The 16,878-nt window shown below is 66.6% G+C and carries 17 protein-coding genes; 1 reads left to right on the top strand and 16 read right to left on the bottom strand.

Annotation, left to right across the window (positions count from 1 at the left end; all coding sequences use genetic code 11):
- Positions 1-19: 19 nt before the first annotated feature.
- From ACNQS7_RS28315 to rpmE, 12 genes are all read right to left on the bottom strand, one after another.
- Positions 20-931, bottom strand: a complete 912-nt coding sequence (locus tag ACNQS7_RS28315; RefSeq protein ID WP_055580740.1) for a F0F1 ATP synthase subunit gamma — start codon at positions 929-931, stop codon at positions 20-22.
- 6 nt (positions 932-937) lie between these two features.
- The gene (atpA, locus tag ACNQS7_RS28310) at positions 938-2,602 is read right to left on the bottom strand and encodes a F0F1 ATP synthase subunit alpha (RefSeq protein WP_055580741.1); all 1,665 of its coding nucleotides are present in this window, start codon (positions 2,600-2,602) and stop codon (positions 938-940) included.
- A 58-nt stretch (positions 2,603-2,660) separates the two neighbouring features.
- Positions 2,661-4,001 (bottom strand): F0F1 ATP synthase subunit B/delta, encoded by a 1,341-nt coding sequence (locus ACNQS7_RS28305; protein ID WP_418015147.1) that lies wholly within the window; start codon positions 3,999-4,001, stop codon positions 2,661-2,663.
- A 7-nt stretch (positions 4,002-4,008) separates the two neighbouring features.
- A complete protein-coding gene (locus ACNQS7_RS28300) occupies positions 4,009-4,545 on the bottom strand; it encodes a F0F1 ATP synthase subunit B (RefSeq protein ID WP_055580743.1) in 537 nt (178 codons plus the stop codon).
- Positions 4,546-4,554: 9 nt separating this feature from the next.
- On the bottom strand, positions 4,555-4,800 hold the full coding sequence (locus ACNQS7_RS28295) for a F0F1 ATP synthase subunit C (RefSeq protein WP_003406686.1): 246 nt from the start codon (positions 4,798-4,800) through the stop codon (positions 4,555-4,557).
- A 45-nt stretch (positions 4,801-4,845) separates the two neighbouring features.
- Positions 4,846-5,598: a F0F1 ATP synthase subunit A gene (atpB, locus tag ACNQS7_RS28290; protein WP_055580744.1), complete on the bottom strand. Its 753-nt coding sequence runs from the start codon at positions 5,596-5,598 to the stop codon at positions 4,846-4,848.
- The gene (locus ACNQS7_RS28285; protein WP_418015146.1) at positions 5,591-6,085 is read right to left on the bottom strand and encodes an ATP synthase subunit I; all 495 of its coding nucleotides are present in this window, start codon (positions 6,083-6,085) and stop codon (positions 5,591-5,593) included. Before ACNQS7_RS28285 ends, atpB begins: the two co-directional genes overlap by 8 nt.
- 227 nt (positions 6,086-6,312) lie before the next feature.
- A complete protein-coding gene (gene rfe, locus ACNQS7_RS28280; RefSeq protein WP_120793610.1) occupies positions 6,313-7,521 on the bottom strand; it encodes a UDP-N-acetylglucosamine--decaprenyl-phosphate N-acetylglucosaminephosphotransferase in 1,209 nt (402 codons plus the stop codon).
- Between the two features lie 100 nt (positions 7,522-7,621).
- A complete protein-coding gene (locus tag ACNQS7_RS28275) occupies positions 7,622-8,275 on the bottom strand; it encodes an L-threonylcarbamoyladenylate synthase (protein ID WP_418015145.1) in 654 nt (217 codons plus the stop codon).
- Positions 8,268-9,128, bottom strand: a complete 861-nt coding sequence (gene prmC / locus ACNQS7_RS28270; protein WP_418015144.1) for a peptide chain release factor N(5)-glutamine methyltransferase — start codon at positions 9,126-9,128, stop codon at positions 8,268-8,270. The genes ACNQS7_RS28275 and prmC overlap by 8 nt, the downstream gene beginning before the upstream one ends.
- Positions 9,125-10,201: a peptide chain release factor 1 gene (prfA, locus tag ACNQS7_RS28265; protein ID WP_418015143.1), complete on the bottom strand. Its 1,077-nt coding sequence runs from the start codon at positions 10,199-10,201 to the stop codon at positions 9,125-9,127. The genes prmC and prfA overlap by 4 nt, the downstream gene beginning before the upstream one ends.
- A gap of 90 nt (positions 10,202-10,291) precedes the next feature.
- Positions 10,292-10,525 carry a 50S ribosomal protein L31 gene (rpmE, locus tag ACNQS7_RS28260; RefSeq protein WP_055580753.1) on the bottom strand — a complete coding sequence of 78 codons (234 nt, stop codon included), beginning with the start codon at positions 10,523-10,525 and terminating at the stop codon, positions 10,292-10,294.
- Between the two features lie 220 nt (positions 10,526-10,745).
- Between rpmE and ACNQS7_RS28255 the strand changes: the two genes are divergently transcribed.
- The gene (locus ACNQS7_RS28255; protein WP_418015142.1) at positions 10,746-11,312 is read left to right on the top strand and encodes a diacylglycerol-binding protein; all 567 of its coding nucleotides are present in this window, start codon (positions 10,746-10,748) and stop codon (positions 11,310-11,312) included.
- Here the strand turns inward: ACNQS7_RS28255 and rho are convergent.
- The 4 genes from rho to ACNQS7_RS28235 form a co-directional block, all read right to left on the bottom strand.
- A complete protein-coding gene (rho, locus tag ACNQS7_RS28250) occupies positions 11,309-13,252 on the bottom strand; it encodes a transcription termination factor Rho (protein WP_418015141.1) in 1,944 nt (647 codons plus the stop codon). The genes ACNQS7_RS28255 and rho overlap by 4 nt on opposite strands.
- Before the next feature lie 258 nt (positions 13,253-13,510).
- Positions 13,511-14,470: a homoserine kinase gene (thrB, locus tag ACNQS7_RS28245; RefSeq protein WP_418015140.1), complete on the bottom strand. Its 960-nt coding sequence runs from the start codon at positions 14,468-14,470 to the stop codon at positions 13,511-13,513.
- The gene (thrC, locus tag ACNQS7_RS28240) at positions 14,470-15,552 is read right to left on the bottom strand and encodes a threonine synthase (RefSeq protein ID WP_310771985.1); all 1,083 of its coding nucleotides are present in this window, start codon (positions 15,550-15,552) and stop codon (positions 14,470-14,472) included. Before thrC ends, thrB begins: the two co-directional genes overlap by 1 nt.
- Positions 15,549-16,877, bottom strand: a complete 1,329-nt coding sequence (locus tag ACNQS7_RS28235) for a homoserine dehydrogenase (protein ID WP_310787059.1) — start codon at positions 16,875-16,877, stop codon at positions 15,549-15,551. The genes thrC and ACNQS7_RS28235 overlap by 4 nt, the downstream gene beginning before the upstream one ends.
- Between the last annotated feature and the right edge of the window lies 1 nt (position 16,878).

Genomic DNA, 16,878 nt, shown 5'->3' with positions numbered 1-16,878 from the left:
TTTCGCTTCCTCGTGGGGCTTACTTGGAGGCGTCGGCGAGCGCGTTTGCGCCACCGACGATTTCGCTGATCTCTTGGGTGATCTGGGCCTGCCGCTCGCGGTTGGCTTGCAGCGTCAGGTCCTTGATGAGGTCGTCGGCGTTATCGGTCGCCGATTTCATCGCGCGCTGGCGCGACGCGAGTTCCGAGGCCGCCGATTCGAGCAGGGCAGCGTAGACGCGGGTGGTCAGGTACCGCGGCAGCAGCGCCTCGAACAGCGTCGTCGCGTCCGGCTCGAACGAGTACAACGTGTGCGGTCCGGTGTCTTCCTCGACGTACTCGACCACCAACGGGGCGATGCGGTGCGCGACGGCCTGCTGCGACATCATCGATTTGAACTCGGAGAAGACGATGTGCAGTTCGTCGACGCCGCGTTCCTCGTCATCCTCGTCGTCGCCGGTGCCGGCCATGAACGCGTCGACCAGAGTCTCGGCGATCTCGGAGGCGTTTTCGACCTGAGGTTGCTCGGAGAAGCCGGTCCACGACTCCCTGATGTCCCAGTTCCGGAAGGTGAAGTAGTTCTGGGCTTTTCGCCCCACGGTGTACAGCACCGGGTCCTTGCCCTCTTCCCGAAGCAACGAGAAGAGCTCCTCGGACCGCCGGAAGATGCTCGAGTTGTACGCACCACACAGACCACGGTCGGAGGACACCACCAGCACGCCGGCCCGCTTGGGTTCCGCGCGCTCGACGAGCAGCGGATGGTCCAGAGCGGCCTCGGCGGACAAGGTGGTGAGCATCGACGTGATCTGAAAGGCGTACGGCCGGGCGGATTCCAATCGCGCCTGCGCCTTACCGATACGCGAGGTCGCAATCAGTTCCTGAGCCTTGGTGATCTTCTTGATCGACCCCGCCGACTTGATCCGTCCGCGTAGCTCGCGAAGTGTGGCAGCCATCGGTGGTTACTTCTTGTCCTTCTTGGTGTCCTTCTTGGGCTTCTCTTTCTTGACCTTCACCGATTCCTTGCCGAGGTCCTCTTCATCCATGGCCTCGACGTGCTCGTCGGGTACCACGGACTCACCGGAGGTGGCGGCGAAGCCCTTCTTGAACTTGTTGATGATGTCGGTGAGTTTTTCCTCTTCTTCCTCACCCAGCTTCCCGCTGCTGCGGATGCCTTCGAGGAACTTCTCTTCCGAGGCCCGCATGTGGTCCAGCAGCTCGGCTTCGAACCGCTTGACGTCCTCCACCGGCACCGAGTCCAGGTGACCGCCGGTGCCCAGGAAGATCGAAACCACCTGCTCCTCAACGGGTAACGGCGCGAATTGCGGTTGCTTGAGCAACTCGACCAGGCGCTCACCGCGCGCCAGCTGCTTCTTCGACGTCTCGTCGAGGTCGGAAGCGAAGGCGGCGAACGATTCCAGCTCGCGGTACTGCGACAGGTCCAGCCGCAGCGAGCCCGCCACCTCTTTCATCGCCTTGATCTGGGCGGCGCCACCGACGCGGGACACCGACACACCGACGTTGATGGCCGGCCGGACGCCCTGGTTGAACAGGTCGCTCTCCAGGAAGCACTGGCCGTCGGTGATCGAGATGACGTTGGTGGGGATGTAGGCCGAGATGTCGTTGGCCTTGGTCTCGATGATCGGCAGGCCGGTCAGCGAGCCGCCGCCGAGTTCGTCGGACAGCTTGGCGCAACGCTCGAGGAGCCGCGAGTGCAGATAGAACACGTCGCCCGGGTAGGCCTCGCGGCCCGGCGGACGACGCAGCAGCAGCGAGATCGCGCGGTAGGCCTCGGCCTGCTTGGTCAGGTCGTCGAAGACGATCAGGACGTGCTTGCCCTCGTACATCCAGTGCTGAGCGATGGCCGAACCGGTATACGGCGCAAGCCATTTGAAGCCGGCCGAGTCGGAAGCCGGCGCCGCGACGATGGTGGTGTAGTCCATCGCGCCACCCTCGTCCAGTGCGCGCCGGACGGAGGCGATTGTGGTGCCCTTCTGCCCGATTGCGACGTAGACGCAGCGGACCTGCTTCTTCTCGTCGCCGGTCTCCCAGTTCTGGCGCTGGTTGAGGATCGTGTCGACGCAGACGGCGGTCTTGCCGGTCTTGCGGTCGCCGATGATCAGCTGCCGCTGGCCGCGACCGATCGGGGTCATCGCGTCGATGGCCTTGATGCCGGTCTGCAGCGGCTCTTTCACACTCTGGCGCTCGACGACCGACGGCGCCTGCAGCTCCAGCGCGCGCCGGGTGTCGGTCTCGATGTCGCCGCCGCCGTCGATGGGCTGTCCCAGCGGGTCGACCACCCGGCCGAGGAAGGCGTCGCCGACGGGGACCGAGAGCACGTCGCCGGTGCGCTTGACCTGCTGGCCCTGTTCGATCTTCTCGAAGTCACCCAGGATCACGGCGCCGACGCTGTGCTCGTCGAGGTTCAATGCGACTCCGAGGACCCCGCCCGTGAACTCGAGCAGTTCCTGGGTCATCACGGACGGCAGACCCTCGACGTGCGCAATGCCGTCTCCGGCATCCACCACGGTGCCGACTTCCTCCCGCGAGGTGTCGGCGGTGAAGGACTCTACGTATTCCTCGATGGCGCTCTGGATGGCATCAGCGGAGATTGTCAACTCGGCCATGGCTTTTCGTCTTCCTACTTCGTTGTGTGACTTAGGTCGGTTTCCGTCGGGCTTTGGGTTAGTCGGGTAACTGGGCCTCAGCAGCCGCCAACCGGGACTTGAGCGTGCCGTCGATCACTTCGTCGCCCACCACGATCTGCAGGCCGCCGAGCAGGTCAGGATCGGTTTGCAGCTGGACCGCCACCGGGTGACCGTAGATGCGACTCAACACTTCACTGACGCGGCTGCGTTGGGCATCGCTGAGTTCGGCCGCGGCACTGACCTGCGCCACGACCTCGCCGCGGCGGGCGACCGCGACCTGAGCAAGCAGCAAGACGGCCTCTTCGGCCGGACTGCCCCGCAGCAACTCGATCGTCTGGGACAGCAGCGCGACCGCGACCGGGTTCACCTTGCTGCCCGAACCCTCAAGTACCTTGCGCAGCAAGCCAACTCGCCGATCGACGTCGCTGGTGTAGTCGCCCAGCAGGATGCCGAGGCGCGGTTGGGCGTCGAGGATGCGCGAGAACCGGAACAACTGGTCTTCGACTTCGTCGACGCTGCCGTCCTTCTCAGCGACCGCGAGTAAAGCCTGCCGCGACACGTGCTCGATCGCGTCGACCAGGTCCCCGTTCGCCGACCAGCGCTCCGAGACGGCGGTGCGCAGCACGTCGAGGGTGGGGTCACCGACCTTGCCTTCGAGCAGTCGCTCGATCAACTTGACCCGGGGCGCCGCGTCCTCGGCCGGCACGGTGAGGTACCGGGTGACCACGATCTCCTGGTTCAACATCTTGGCCACCGACACCAACTCGTCGGAGAGCGTCGTCAAACCCTTGTTGTCGAGGTCGTCGGCGAGGGAGTTGAACCGGTCGACCAGGTTGCCCACCGCGCTTCGGCTCGCCGAACGCATCTTGGCCAGCACCGGGTATTCCACCTCGACCGGTTCGGGCGCCATCTCGCTGAGTTGGTCAAGGAACCGATCGACGGTCGATGCCTGCTGCTCGGCGTCGGCCACATAGCTGCGCACCAAATCGCTTGCCTGGCGCACTGATTCGTGGCCCAGCTCCAGCCGGAGCTGACGGGTCAGTTGCGCCCGCAGCAGCTCGGTCTGACGCGCTCCCTGCGCCTTGATGCGTTCGGCCTCGCTCTCGGCCTGCGCCCGCATCTGTTCCTCGATGCGCTCGGAGTCGGACTTCGCCTCTTCGACGAGTTCCGCGGCCTCCTCCTTGGCGCGTTCCACGGCCTTGCTGTGCGCCGTGGTCGACTCGGTGAGGCGCTTGGCGGCCTTCTCCGAGTCCTGCAACTGCTGGCGCACAGTCTCCTGGCGGGCGGTCATCAGCTTGCGGACCGGCGGCACGACATACCGCCAGACCAGCAGCACGATCGCCGCAAAACCGATCAGCTGTCCGATAAATGTCGACATATGGTGGCTACCTCGTCGCTTTCGAAGTCGCTTCTGAGGTTGCGGCTGCGGGGCTGACTTCGACGCCGAGCACGCGGGAGGCCAGCGTGGCCGAGATCGCACCGACGTTGGAGCGCAGATCCAATTCCACGGCGTCGCGCTCCCGCTTCAATTGCTCGTTGGCCTGGGCCAACATCTCTGCCACCTGCTGCTCGGCGCGAGCTCGCGCGTCGTCGATGACCTTGCGACCCTCTGTCCGCGCGTTGTCGCGGAAGGCGCCGGCTTCAACCCGGGCTTCCTTCAAGGCCTTCTCGTAGTCGGCATCGGCGGCCGCGAACTGCTCGGCCGCCTTCTTGCTGTCGGCCTGGGTCTTGGCGACCATGTTGTCGCGTTCCTTGAGCACCCTCAGAATCGGCGGCACGACGAACGTGCCGATGACCCCGAGCACCACCAGGAAGATGGCCAGCACGAAGAAGAAGGTGCCGTTCGGGATGAGGAAGTTGCTTTGGCCGCCTTCCTCTGCTGCAAACTTCACAGCCGAAGCAAGAGAGGTCGGGTCACCCATCACAGCGAATTACTTGACGGGCGTGGCGAAGACGAATAGCGCCATGAACGCCAGGTTGATGAAGTAGGCCGCCTCGACCAGGCCGACCGTGATGAAGAACGGGGTGAAGAGACGTCCCTGTGCCTCGGGCTGGCGTGCGACGCCGGAGATCAGCGCGTTACCCGCGACACCGTCACCGATACCGGCGCCGATGGCGCCACCGGCCATGATCAATCCACCGCCGATGAGGGCGCCGGCTGCGATAGTGGGGTCCATTTTTATCCTCCTTGATAACTCTGGTAGCGGTTTACCAGGATTTTTTTAGTGGTGGTCCTCTTCTAGTTCCATCGCTTGGCTGAAGTACAGGATCGTCAGCAGGGCGAAGATGAAGGCCTGGATGGCGCCGACGAACAGGTCGAACGACTTCCAGATCGCGTTCGGCAGCCACAGGATGTACGGCGGGAACAGCGCGATCAGCGCGACCAGGATGCCGCCGGCGAAGATGTTGCCGAAGAGTCGGAGCGACAGCGAAATCGGCTTGGCGAGCTCTTCGACGACGTTGATCGGCGCGAGGATCGCCACGTGGCCCTTGAGCACCTTGATCGGGTGGCCGATGATGCCGCGACGCCAGATCCCGGCCGCGTGGTAGCAGACGAACACGAACAGGGCCAGGGCCAGCACGTAGTTGATGTCGGCAGCCGCCGACGAGAGGAGCTCGGTGGTCTTGCCTTCTTTGTCGGTGTACTGCAGCGGCAGCACCGACAACCAGTTCGAGATCAGGATGAACACGAAGATGGTCACCGCGAGCGGCAGCACGAACGGCGCGATCCGCATGCCGATGGCCGCCTCGACCTGGCTGCGCATCTGGATGGTGATCGCTTCGAAGAACAGCTGCACACCGCCGGGCACGGCGGTCGAGGTCACCTTGGACTTCAGGTAGAACGCCAACCCGATCACGATCACCGCGGCGATCGCCGTCGACATGATGGTGTCGGTGTTGACTGTCAGACCAAGCCATTTGGCGGTGTGGTGCTCGCCGACCTCGATCTGAGCGGCCAGGATCGACTCAGTCATCGCCGGCGCTCCTCTCTTCCGTGCCTTCTGATCCCGTCACTACCGCACCTTCTTGGCCCTCGAGCTGTCCGTCCGGGTCGCCGGTCCGCAGCTTCTTCCACACCGGCAGCGCAGTCGATGCCACCAGTAGCACCTGGAAGAGTGCCAGGCCGAACACCACGCCCAGACCTTCGGGCCGGAATATGAAAGCGATGATCAACGCGAGGATCGTGATGAGCGCGACGCGTGAGGCCGAGTTGATGGCCATCGAACGCTTCAGCGGATGATCTCGCGCGGTGATCGACTCGACCGAGCGACGCACCATCAGCGCGTTGAGCAAACCCAGCATCAACCCGATTCCGAAGAACCCCCCGACGACGGGGTGACCGGCGTAGCCGGCGATCAAGGTCGCTACCGCCGTCACCCCCAGGCTGATGAGGAACAGCCGAACGGGACGGAACGCAACAGCGGGAAACACCAACGGCGCGTCCTGCGCTGGTGTCGTCACTGCAGCACCTCAATCCCAGGTTGGTGGGGCGAAAACCACGCGACCGACTGATCCGTGGCCCGCCGAGCGTATCGCAAGGGTCACGCTGGATTTACCCAAGGGGTAGCTCCCTGTGTCGGTCTTGTGCCGGCGGCACCGGAAACCCATCCGACGGGCCGGGGAGCCGGCAACCCGCGAGGTTTATTTCGGGGTTCTACCAGCACCGTACCATAGGGCAGCCTGACCTACTACTGATCGTCGTAGTACTCGTCGCGGCGGCGCAACAGCGGAATCACGGTCGCGACGCCTGCGACGGCTATTGCTCCCAGCATCACCGCGGCGGTGTGGCGGGGGTCGAAAAAAATAGTGCTCGCCGCGCCAAAGGCGACGATGCCGACCCATAGGTAGATGAGCAGCACCACCCGGCGATGGGAATGGCCGATCTGCAGCAGCCGGTGGTGCAGATGCATTTTGTCGGGGGTGAAGGCACTGCGGCCCGCCCGGGTGCGCCGCACGATCGCCAGCAGCAGGTCGAGCATCGGCACAAACATGACGGCGACCACCAGCAGGAACGGCGACAGCAGAGCAAACACATCGCGGGCGCCGTAGGCGTTCTGCGAGATCGGTCCGGCGGCGGTCGTCGAGGCCGCCGCGAGCATCAGGCCGATGAGCATCGAGCCGGAGTCACCCATGAAGATCCGCGCCCGGTGGAAGTTGTGCGGCAGAAACCCCAGACAGGCACCCGCGAGAACCACCGAGATGACCGCGGGCGGGTAGTAGAGCACGTCGCCGCCATGGTCGCGCAGCAGACCCACCGAGAACATGCAGATGGCCAGGGCCGTGATGAGGCCAAGCCCGGCCGCCAGCCCGTCCAGCCCGTCGACGAAGTTCATCGCATTGACGATCGAGACCGTCAAAGCCAGCGTCAGCAGGATCGAGGAGGCCTGGTCCAGCACGATGGTGCCCACGCCCCCCACTGGGATGTACAGCACGCTCCACGCGACACCCATGGTGACCAGCACACTTGCGGCGGTGATCTGGCCGGCGAACTTGGTCAGCGCGTCCAGGCCCCAGCGGTCGTCGATCAGTCCGATACCCATGATCACCGCGCCGGCGACCAGCACCGCGGGCATGCCCGTGGAGTAGACGAATCCTCGGGTGAGCGCCGGCAGCTGGGAGGCCAGGAAGACGGCCGAGCCGACGCCGAGGAACATCGCCAACCCGCCCATGCGGGGCGTCGGCGTCACGTGCACATCCCGTTCCCGGGGGTAGGCGACGGCACCCAGCCGGGTGGCCAGCACGCGAACCGGCCCGGTCGCGAAATAGGTGATGATGGCCGCGGTCAGCCCGACCAGAGCAAGCTCGCGCAGCGGGACTCCGGCGCTGCGGTCGGACAGTGCGAGCAAACCACCGGCAAGGCTGGCCACATCGCTGGACACCTCGAGACCGTACTTCACCAACCTGAGACCGGTGCGCCCGCGGTCATCGCCGAACGTGAACCCACGGTGAGATTCGGGCCGGATTTTCGCCGTCAGATCACGGTCGGCGACCGAAGCGCTAGTCGATCAGGCTGGCCGCGTCCACGCCGAGCACCTCGGCGACGCGGGCGGTGCTGACCGGCCCCTCACGCAGGATGCGTGGGGCCTTTCCACTCAGGTCGACGATCGTCGAGGCGGCCTGCTGCGCGGCCGGCCCGCCGTCGAGGTAGACGTCCACGCGGGGGCCGAGTTGGCGCTGGGCCTCCGCGGCGTCGACTGCCGGGGGCTGGCCGGAGACGTTGGCGCTGGACACCGCCATCGGCCCGACCTCGCGCAGCAACTCGATGGCGACCGGGTGCAACGGCATCCGCAGCATCACGGTGCCGTGCGCGTCCCCGAGGTCCCATTGCAGCGACGGCGCCTGCTTCACCACCAGGCTCAGCGCGCCGGGCCAGAACGCCCGGATCAGCTCGCGCGCACCGTCCGGCATCCCGTACACCAGGCCTTCGATGGTGTGCCAGGAGCCGACCAGCACCCCCACCGGCATGTCGCGGCCGCGGCCCTTGGCCGCCAGCAGCGCGTCGACCGCGGTGCTGGCGAAAGCGTCGGCCGCGAGGCCGTAGACGGTGTCAGTCGGCATGACGACCAAGCGGCCGGACTTGAGCGCATCCACCGCGGCGGTGATGCCACGCGCCCGCCGATCCGGGTCGGCGCAGTCGAAAACCTCACTCATCGGCGCTTCCCCTCCGGGCCGTCACGAACCTGGGCCGTCCGGCCAGATCATTGCGGGCCACCACGTCACTGAAAAGCCCCGTCCTGTTGATGCATGCGACGGTCATCGACGATGTGGTGTCGTCATGCTCGACAGCGAACCGACCACCCGGGCGCAGCCAACTCGCGGCGCGCGCGACCACGGCGGGTATCACCGCCATCCCGTCCGGTCCGCCGAACACTGCGTGCGACGGATCATGTTGTGTCACTTCGGGTTCCAGCACGGAATCGGCCGGCACGTACGGCGGGTTCGAGACGACGAGGTCGACCCGGCCGTCGAGGTCCGGCAGCAGGCCGGGCGTGTCGATGTCAGCGTGAACCAGTTCCACCCCGGTGCCCTCGACGTTGCGACGGGCATACTCCAGGGCCGCCTCGGAGTCGTCGATGCCGACAACCCGGGCGCCCGGCCAGTGCCGCGACAGGGCGACTGCCAGCGCACCGGAGCCCGTGCACGCGTCGACTATGACTGGCCGCGCCGGAAGTGTTTGTGCGACAGCCCATTCGAACATCGCCTCGGTCTCGGGCCGGGGGATGAACACCCCCGGGCCGACGTGCAGCAGCACCGGCCCGAAACCGACCGTCCCGGTGAGGTGTTGCAGCGGCACCCGCTGGGCGCGTGCCGCTACGGCGTGCTGGAAGCGTTCGAAGAACTCGTCGGGAGGATCCACAAACCGGAGCCGGCCGCGGTCGGTACCGGCCACATGGGCGGCCAGCTGCTCGGCATCCCAGCGGGCGGAGTCGATGCCCGCTTCGGCCAGTTGCGCCGCAGCGGAGTCGATCGCCTGCCGCAGGGATTGCCGAACTGTCCCGGTCATGTCGCCTGTTGCAGCCGCGCCTGTTTGTCGGCTTCGCTCAGCGCGTCGAACAGCGCGTCCAGGTCGCCGTCGAGAACCTGGTCGAGGTTGTGTGACTTGAAGCCGATGCGGTGATCGGTGATGCGGTTCTCGGGGAAGTTGTAGGTCCGGATGCGTTCGCTACGGTCGACCGTACGGATCTGGCTGGCGCGGTCGGCCGAGGCGTCGGCGAGTGCCTGCTCCTCGGCCAACACCTGCAGGCGGGCGGCGAGCACCTGAAGCGCCCGGGTCTTGTTCTGCAACTGTGAGCGTTCGTTCTGGCAGGTGACGACGATGCCGGTGGGCAGGTGCGTGATCCGCACCGCGGAGTCGGTGGTGTTCACGCCCTGGCCGCCTTTGCCCGATGACCGGTAGACGTCGATCCGCAGGTCGGACTCGTCGATCTGAACCTCGCCGACTTCCTCGGGTTCGGGGTAGACCAGCACGCCGGCGGCCGATGTGTGGACCCGGCCCTGTGACTCGGTCACCGGAACACGCTGCACGCGGTGCACGCCGCCCTCGAACTTCATCCGCGACCACACGCCGTGGGCGCTGTCGCCCTTACTGCCGATGGCCAGCGTCGCGTCTTTGTAGCCGCCCAGATCCGACGTGGTCTCGCCCAGCACCGTGACCGTCCAGCCGTGGCGTTCGGCGTACCGGATGTACATCCTGGCCAGGTCGGCGGCGAACAGGGCCGACTCCTCGCCCCCTTCACCGGATTTCACCTCGAGCACGATGTCGTCGGCGTCGTGCGGGTCGCGGGGTGCCAACATGTCGGTGAGCTGGGTGTCCAGCTCGGCGACCCGGGCCTCCAGTTCGGTGACCTCCTCGGCGAAGGATGCGTCGTCGACGGCCAGTTCGCGGGCGGTCTCCAGATCGTCGCGGGCCGACACCAGCTTGCGGTGGGTCGCGACGATCGGCGCCAACCGCGCGAATCGGCGTCCGGCTTTGCGCGCCTCGTCGGGCTTGCTGTGCAGTTCGGGATCGGCGAGCGCCTTCTCGAGAGCTGCGTGCTCGGCGAGCAGGACGTCAATCGTCTGCACCGGCTGCGTCATGTCACCTCCCTGGTAGCCGCTTCGAACCCCGAACGCGAACCGACGCCCGGCCTGTGCTGGTATCGCACAGTTCGGGCGTCGGAAAGGCAGCTATTTGTCGGCCGCAGCTTTGTCCGCGTTGCGCTTGCCGTAGCGCTTCTCGAAGCGCGCGACCCGGCCACCGCTGTCGAGAATCTTCTGCTTGCCGGTGTAGAAGGGATGGCATTGCGAGCAGACCTCGGCCACGATGCGGCCACCCGGCTTGGTGCTGCGGGTGGTGAAGGAATTCCCGCAACCGCAGACCACGGTGGTCTCCTCGTAGGCGGGATGGATGTCAGTTTTCATGCTGTCCTCTTCGTCATATGCCACTCGGGGCCCCTGGTCGGCCCGGACCGCGAACCTGAAGTGGTTCCGAGTGATCGACCGTCGATTATGCCAGGTCAACCTACGTCAGCCTAAACGCCGGGGTGGGGATGCCTATTCCCGCTGTGGAGCCTCGCTTCGGCGCCGCCCGGTCCGCTGTCAACCGTTGCCAACGACGGCGGGATTGGCGTAAGAGAACCTGATGCAACTGCGGATACCCAGCATCGCTCTGCTGTTCGCCATCGGGGGCATCGCCGGCCTGATCGGCGATCACGGTCACGTCGTCACCGGCACTCTGGTGTACCTGCCGGCGTCGCATCAGGTCCCGTTCGTATGGACCAGCCCGATCTGGTTTCCCGCTCTCGTCGGGACTGCCACGGTCCTGTTGGCCGAGCTGCGGTTGCACCTCGGCGCGGCGCGCACGGATGTGACGGCGCGCCAGGGGCTCGGCGGGGTCGCGGCCGTGGTGGGCACCTACGCCGTCACGGCGCTGGCGCACACGGCGCCGGTGTTCGTCAGCACGGTGCTGGTCTGCGCGATCGCGACCATCACCTGGTCGGTGCTCGGCGATCGGCTCGCCGTGGTGGGCGGGGTCGCGGTCGCCATCGTAGGGCCCGCGGCCGAGGTCGGCATCGAAGCCCTCGACGTATTTCGCTACACCCAGGGCAGCGACGGCCTGTTCGGCGTCGCGCCATGGCTGGTTCCGCTGTACTTCGCCTTCGGGGTGGTGGCGGCGCTGCTCGGCGAGATCGCCGCGAAACGGAACTAGTCGTTGTCCATGTTGCCCGGTGTCGTCTTGGACACCTGGACGAGGAACTCGTAGTTCGTCTTCGTCTTACGCAGCTGCGACATCAGCAGGTCGATGGCCTGGTGCGAGTCCAGACCCGACAGCACCCGGCGCAGTTTGTGCACGATGCCGAACTCGTCCGGGGACAGCAGCAACTCGTCCTTCCGGGTACCCGACGGGTTGACGTCGACCGCAGGGAAGACCCGACGTTCGGAGATCTTGCGGTCCAGCTTGAGCTCGGCGTTACCGGTGCCCTTGAACTCCTCGAAGATGACCGTGTCACCGGTGGAGCCGGTCTCGACCATCGCCGTGGCGATGATGGTCAGCGAGCCGCCTTCCTCGATGTTGCGGGCCGCACCCAGGAAACGCTTGGGCGGGTACAGCGCGGTCGAGTCGACACCACCGGACAGGATCCGGCCGGAGGCAGGCGACGCGTTGTTGTACGCGCGGCCCAGCCGGGTGATCGAGTCAAGCAGCACCACGACGTCCTTGCCCTGCTCCACCAGGCGCTTGGCGCGCTCGATGGCCAGCTCGGCGACCGACGTGTGGTCTGACGGCGGCCGGTCGAAGGTGGACGCGATGACCTCACCCTTGACCGAACGGGTCATGTCGGTGACCTCCTCGGGCCGCTCGTCGACGAGCACGACCATGAGGTGGCATTCGGGGTTGTTCTTGGTGATCGCGTTGGCGATGTCCTGCAGGATCGTGGTCTTACCCGCCTTGGGCGGCGACACGATCAGGGCGCGCTGGCCCTTGCCGATCGGCATGATCAGGTCGATGACCCTGGTGGTCAGCCGGTCCGGCGTGGTTTCCAGACGCAGGCGCTGGTTGGGGTACAACGGCGTCAACTTCTGGAAATCGGGACGCTTCCTGGCGTCCTCGACGGGTCCGCCGTTGACGCTGTCCAGGCGTACCAGTGGGTTGAACTTCTGCCGCTGGTTGGGCTGTTCGCCGTCTTTGGGCACCCGCACTGCGCCGGTCACCGCGTCGCCGCGCCGTAAGCCGTTCTTGCGCACCATGTTCATGGACACGTAGACGTCATGCGGACCGGCCAGGTAACCGGAGGTGCGCACGAAGGCGTAGTTGTCCAGCACGTCGAGAATCCCGGCCACCGGCTGTACGACGTCGTCCTCGCGCAGTTCGGATTCCCCGGCCTCGCCGGTGCGCTCGCCACGGCGCCTGCGGTCGCGGAACCGGCGTCCCCGCCGGCCCTGCCGTCCGTCGCCGTCGTCGTCGGCGCCACCGCCGCCGCCGCGCTGCTGGCCATTGCCCTGCTGGTCGCCGGACTGGTCGTTGCCCGAGTCCGCGGACCGGTCGTCGGTCTCTGCTTTCCGCTGGCCACGCTCACCCTGGCCGCGCTCGCGGTCACCCTGACCACGCTCACCCTTGGGCTCACCCTTGTCGCGCTCGCCGCGGTCGCGGGCCGGTTCTTTGTCGGTGTCGTCGGTGTTCTCGCCTTTATTGCCACCACCGGTGTTGCCGCCTCCGGCGGACCCCGCCTGCCGGGACGCGCCACGGCGTTCGCGACGCGGCGTCTCCGCGGCGTCGGGCGCCTCTGCGGGCGCAGCATCCGGGGTGGTCACCTGGGCGGTGGGGGGTTCCTGCGCGGCGTCGTTCTGGGCCGGCGCATCGGCTTTGGCCGATTCCTGCTGCGGCTCGGCGTCACCGGCCGACTTGCCGTTCGCCTGTCCCCTGGTCTGCTGGATCGCGGCGATCAGCTCGCTCTTGCGCATGCCTGACGTCCCTTTGACGCCGGCTCGGTTAGCCAGTGCGCGCAGCTCGGGCAGCACCATGGTGGACAGCGAGCTGGACGGCGCATTGGATTTGACGTCCGAAACATCGGAGGCGTCGGGGGTCACGGAGTTCGACACCTTGTCGGCGTCGGTGCTTTCGCCAGCCGTGATGAGGTCCGTATCAGTCACGGATTTCCTTTCTTGCCCCGCTGATCACGTCAAACGGGGATTCCTGCATCAGGTCAAGCATTCAGGCAAATTGCTGAGTGCGCCCAATAATCGACTCTGAAACGGTGATCGAACAGCGAACCGAGTTCACGAGAAGAATTGGTGGTTGTCTCAGCGTCAAGGCAGTTTGTGCAGAGCAGATGCTGCAATTGCTGGACGGGTCCGAGGATAGCCCGCTTCCTGGCGGGAAGCAAGCAAACCCGCCCGCCACGCTGTGGATCAACCTGGGACGGTTACGCCGGGCTTCCAGCGAACTCCGCCGCCGACCGTCATCTTCTTGATCATGAATCCATTCGCGGTTCCGTGCTCCACCGCTTCAGCAGGCAACTCCGGCTCGGTGCTCAGCGCGATCAGCGAAGGACCAGCCCCGGAAAGCGTTGCCGCAACACTATGACGCCGCAGCAGCCGCAAATATTCCGCGGAGGACGGCATCGCCGGTGCACGTTGGGGTTGATGGAGCACGTCTTCGGTGGCAGCCATCAACAGGTCGGGCCGCTGGGTCAGCGCGACCACCAGCAACGCCACCCGGCTGATGTTGAACCGGGCGTCCTCGTGGCTGACCTGCGCGGGCAGCAGCACCCGGGTCTCGGCCGTGGACGAGCGTTCCTCGGGAATGGCAGCGAACAAGTGGATGTCGGGGTGCAGATGCAGCGGAACCGCGGAGTAGTCCGGACGGCCGCTGCGGTGGTCAGCCCAGGAGACCACTGCCCCACCGAGCACGGCGGCCGACGCGTTGTCCGGATGACCTTCGAATTCAGATGCCAGCTGGATCAGCTGAGCTTCGCTGAGCGGAGCCGAATCCGTCTGCGCGACAAGACCATTGACCACGGCCAGGCCGCTCACCACGGCCGCCGCGGAGGACCCGAGGCCGCGGGAGTGCGGGATGTCGTTGCGGCAGCGCACCACCAGGCCGGCGGCGCAGACCCCGGCGGCCTGCAGGCCGCGCTGGATGGCCCGCACCACGAGGTGCTCGGGCCCCAGCGGTACCTGGCCGGCACCCTCGCCTTCGACGGTCACGACCAAGCCGGAATCCATTGTCTCGACCACGATCTCGTCGCACAGGCTCAAAGCCAGCCCGAGGCTGTCGAAACCCGGGCCCAGGTTGGCACTGGACGCCGACACAGTGGCGCTGGCCGTCAGCCCCGCAGGCAGAACCGCACCCGCCGAACCAGATTCCACTAGCCCAACCCCAGCTGCTCAACGACGAGGACGGGGTCGACCGGCAGCGGAGACACGTGCGGCATGTCCCGCAGGGCGGTGTCGGGGTCCTTGAGACCGTTGCCGGTGACGGTGCAGACCACAGTCGAGCCGCGTTCCACCCAGCCGTCCTCGACGGACTTCAGCAGGCCGGCGATGCTCGCGGCAGACGCCGGCTCGACGAAGACACCCTCGGTGCTGGCCACCAGGTGGTAGGCCGCCAGGATCTCCTCGTCGGTGGCTGCCAGGAAGCGTCCATTGGACTGCTGCTGCGCCTCGACCGCCGACGTCCACGACGCCGGTGCGCCGATGCGAATCGCGGTGGCGATGGTCTCCGGGTTTGCGACCGGTTCACCGTGCACCAGCGGGGCCGCGCCGGCCGCCTGGGTGCCCAGCATCCGGGGCAGCTTGTCGATGACGCCGTCGCGGTGGTATTCGGTGTAGCCGCGCCAGTACGCGGTGATGTTGCCCGCATTGCCGACGGGAAGCGCGTGGATATCCGGCGCCGTCCCGAGCGCGTCGACGATCTCGAACGCGGCCGTCTTCTGCCCCTCGATGCGCACCGGGTTCACCGAGTTGACCAGTGAGATCGTCGGGAAGTCGTTGGTCATCTTGCGGGCCAGTTCCAGGCAGTCGTCGAAGTTCCCGTCGATCTGAATGATCTTGGCGCCGTGCATGACGGCCTGCGCCAGCTTGCCCATCGCGATCTTGCCCGTGGGAATCAGCACCGCGCAGGTGATGCCGGCGCGAGCGGCGTATGCCGCGGCAGATGCCGAAGTGTTGCCGGTCGACGCGCACAACACCGCTTTCTGGCCGCGGGCCAGAGCGTCGGTGACGGCCATCGTCATACCCCGGTCCTTGAATGACCCGGTGGGGTTGAGGCCCTCGACCTTGAGATGGACTGTGCAGCCGGTCTTCTCGGACAACCGGGGCGCCGGGATCAGCGGGGTGCCGCCTTCGAACAGGGTGACCGGGGTCCAGTCGTCGCCCACCGGCAACCGGTCCCGGTAGGCCGCGATCAGGCCCGGCCACGGTTGGTGGACCGCCGTATGTGGGGCGCTCATTCGTCAGTTCCTTCCAGCCGCAGCACGCTTTGCACGCTCTGCACCACGTCCAGGTCCGCCAGCGCGTCAACGGTTTCCGACAGCGCGGCGTCGGTCGCCCGGTGGGTGACCACCACGATGCGGGCCCCCACCCGCTGACCGCCCTCGTCGACCACGCCTTCCTGACGCACCTCGGCGATACTCACCTCGCGCTTGCCGAATTCGGCTGCCACGGCCGACAACACGCCCGGTTTGTCGGCGACGTTCATGCTGACGTAGTAGCGCGTTTCGATGAATCCCATGGGCGCCACCGGAAGCCGGGCGTAGCGGGACTCGCGCGGACCCCGGCTGCCGAGCACCCGGTTGCGCGCCGCCATCACCAGGTCACCGGTGACGGCCGAGGCGGTGGGCGCCCCGCCGGCGCCCTGGCCATAGAACATCAACCGCCCGGCCGCCTCGGCCTCGACGACCACCGCGTTGAAAGCGCCGTTGACCGATGCGAGCGGATGCGTCAGGGGCACCAGCGCGGGATACACGCGAGCCGAAACCCGCTGCTGCCCTTCGTCAGTAGTGATGCGCTCGCAGATGGACAGTAATTTGATGGTGCAGCCCAGGGATTTGGCGGACTCGAAGTCGTCCGGGGTGATCTTGGTGATGCCCTCGCGGTAGACGTCGTCGGCGGTGACCCGGGTGTGGAAGGCGATGGACGCCAGGATCGCCGCCTTGGCCGCGGCGTCGTATCCCTCGACGTCGGCGGTGGGGTCGGCTTCGGCATAGCCGAGGGCGCTCGCGTCGGCCAGCGCCTGTTGGTAATCGGCTCCGGTGCTGCCCATTTCTGAGAGGATGTAGTTGGTGGTGCCGTTGACGATGCCGGCCACCCGCAGGACGGTGTCGCCGGCCAGCGATTGGGTCAGCGGGCGGATGACGGGGATCGCCCCGGCGACCGCGGCCTCGAAATACAGGTCGACGGCTTCTTTTTCGGCGGCGGCGGCCAGTTCGCCGCTGGCGATCGACATCAACGCTTTGTTAGCCGTCACCACCGACTTGCCGTGGGCCAGTGCGGCCAGGATCGCCTTGCGGGCCGGTTCGACCGGGCCCATCACCTCCACCACGATGTCGACGTCGTCGCGGCAGACGAGTTCGTCGATGTCGTCGGTGAGCAGTTCGAGCGGCACGCCGCGGTCGCCGCCGAGGCGGCGTACCCCGACGCCGCGCAGCACCAGCGGGGCTCCGATTCGGCCCGCCAGGTCGTCGGCGCTCTCGTTGATGATGCGCACGACTTCGCTGCCGACCACACCCAACCCGAGCACCGCTACGCCGATGGCTTGCTTGTCGTTATCGGGCACG

It is taken from the genome of Mycobacterium sp. 23 (assembly GCF_048287075.1).
GTDB lineage: Bacteria > Actinomycetota > Actinomycetes > Mycobacteriales > Mycobacteriaceae > Mycobacterium > Mycobacterium gordonae_B.
The sequence above is the reverse complement of the archived record's forward strand: the minus strand, read 5'-3'. Positions and strand labels throughout refer to the sequence as shown.

What these genes read in the sequence shown, in the direction of transcription:
- ACNQS7_RS28315 (WP_055580740.1), bottom strand. Translation starts at nt 931, where the DNA reads ATGGCTGCCACACTTCGCGAGCTACGCGGACGGATCAAGTCGGCGGGG.
- atpA (WP_055580741.1), bottom strand. Translation starts at nt 2,602, where the DNA reads ATGGCCGAGTTGACAATCTCCGCTGATGCCATCCAGAGCGCCATCGAG.
- ACNQS7_RS28305 (WP_418015147.1), bottom strand. Translation starts at nt 4,001, where the DNA reads ATGTCGACATTTATCGGACAGCTGATCGGTTTTGCGGCGATCGTGCTG.
- ACNQS7_RS28300 (WP_055580743.1), bottom strand. Translation starts at nt 4,545, where the DNA reads ATGGGTGACCCGACCTCTCTTGCTTCGGCTGTGAAGTTTGCAGCAGAG.
- ACNQS7_RS28295 (WP_003406686.1), bottom strand. Translation starts at nt 4,800, where the DNA reads ATGGACCCCACTATCGCAGCCGGCGCCCTCATCGGCGGTGGATTGATC.
- atpB (WP_055580744.1), bottom strand. Translation starts at nt 5,598, where the DNA reads ATGACTGAGTCGATCCTGGCCGCTCAGATCGAGGTCGGCGAGCACCAC.
- ACNQS7_RS28275 (WP_418015145.1), bottom strand. Translation starts at nt 8,275, where the DNA reads ATGAGTGAGGTTTTCGACTGCGCCGACCCGGATCGGCGGGCGCGTGGC.
- prmC (WP_418015144.1), bottom strand. Translation starts at nt 9,128, where the DNA reads ATGACCGGGACAGTTCGGCAATCCCTGCGGCAGGCGATCGACTCCGCT.
- prfA (WP_418015143.1), bottom strand. Translation starts at nt 10,201, where the DNA reads ATGACGCAGCCGGTGCAGACGATTGACGTCCTGCTCGCCGAGCACGCA.
- rpmE (WP_055580753.1), bottom strand. Translation starts at nt 10,525, where the DNA reads ATGAAAACTGACATCCATCCCGCCTACGAGGAGACCACCGTGGTCTGC.
- ACNQS7_RS28255 (WP_418015142.1), top strand. Translation starts at nt 10,746, where the DNA reads ATGCAACTGCGGATACCCAGCATCGCTCTGCTGTTCGCCATCGGGGGC.
- thrC (WP_310771985.1), bottom strand. Translation starts at nt 15,552, where the DNA reads ATGAGCGCCCCACATACGGCGGTCCACCAACCGTGGCCGGGCCTGATC.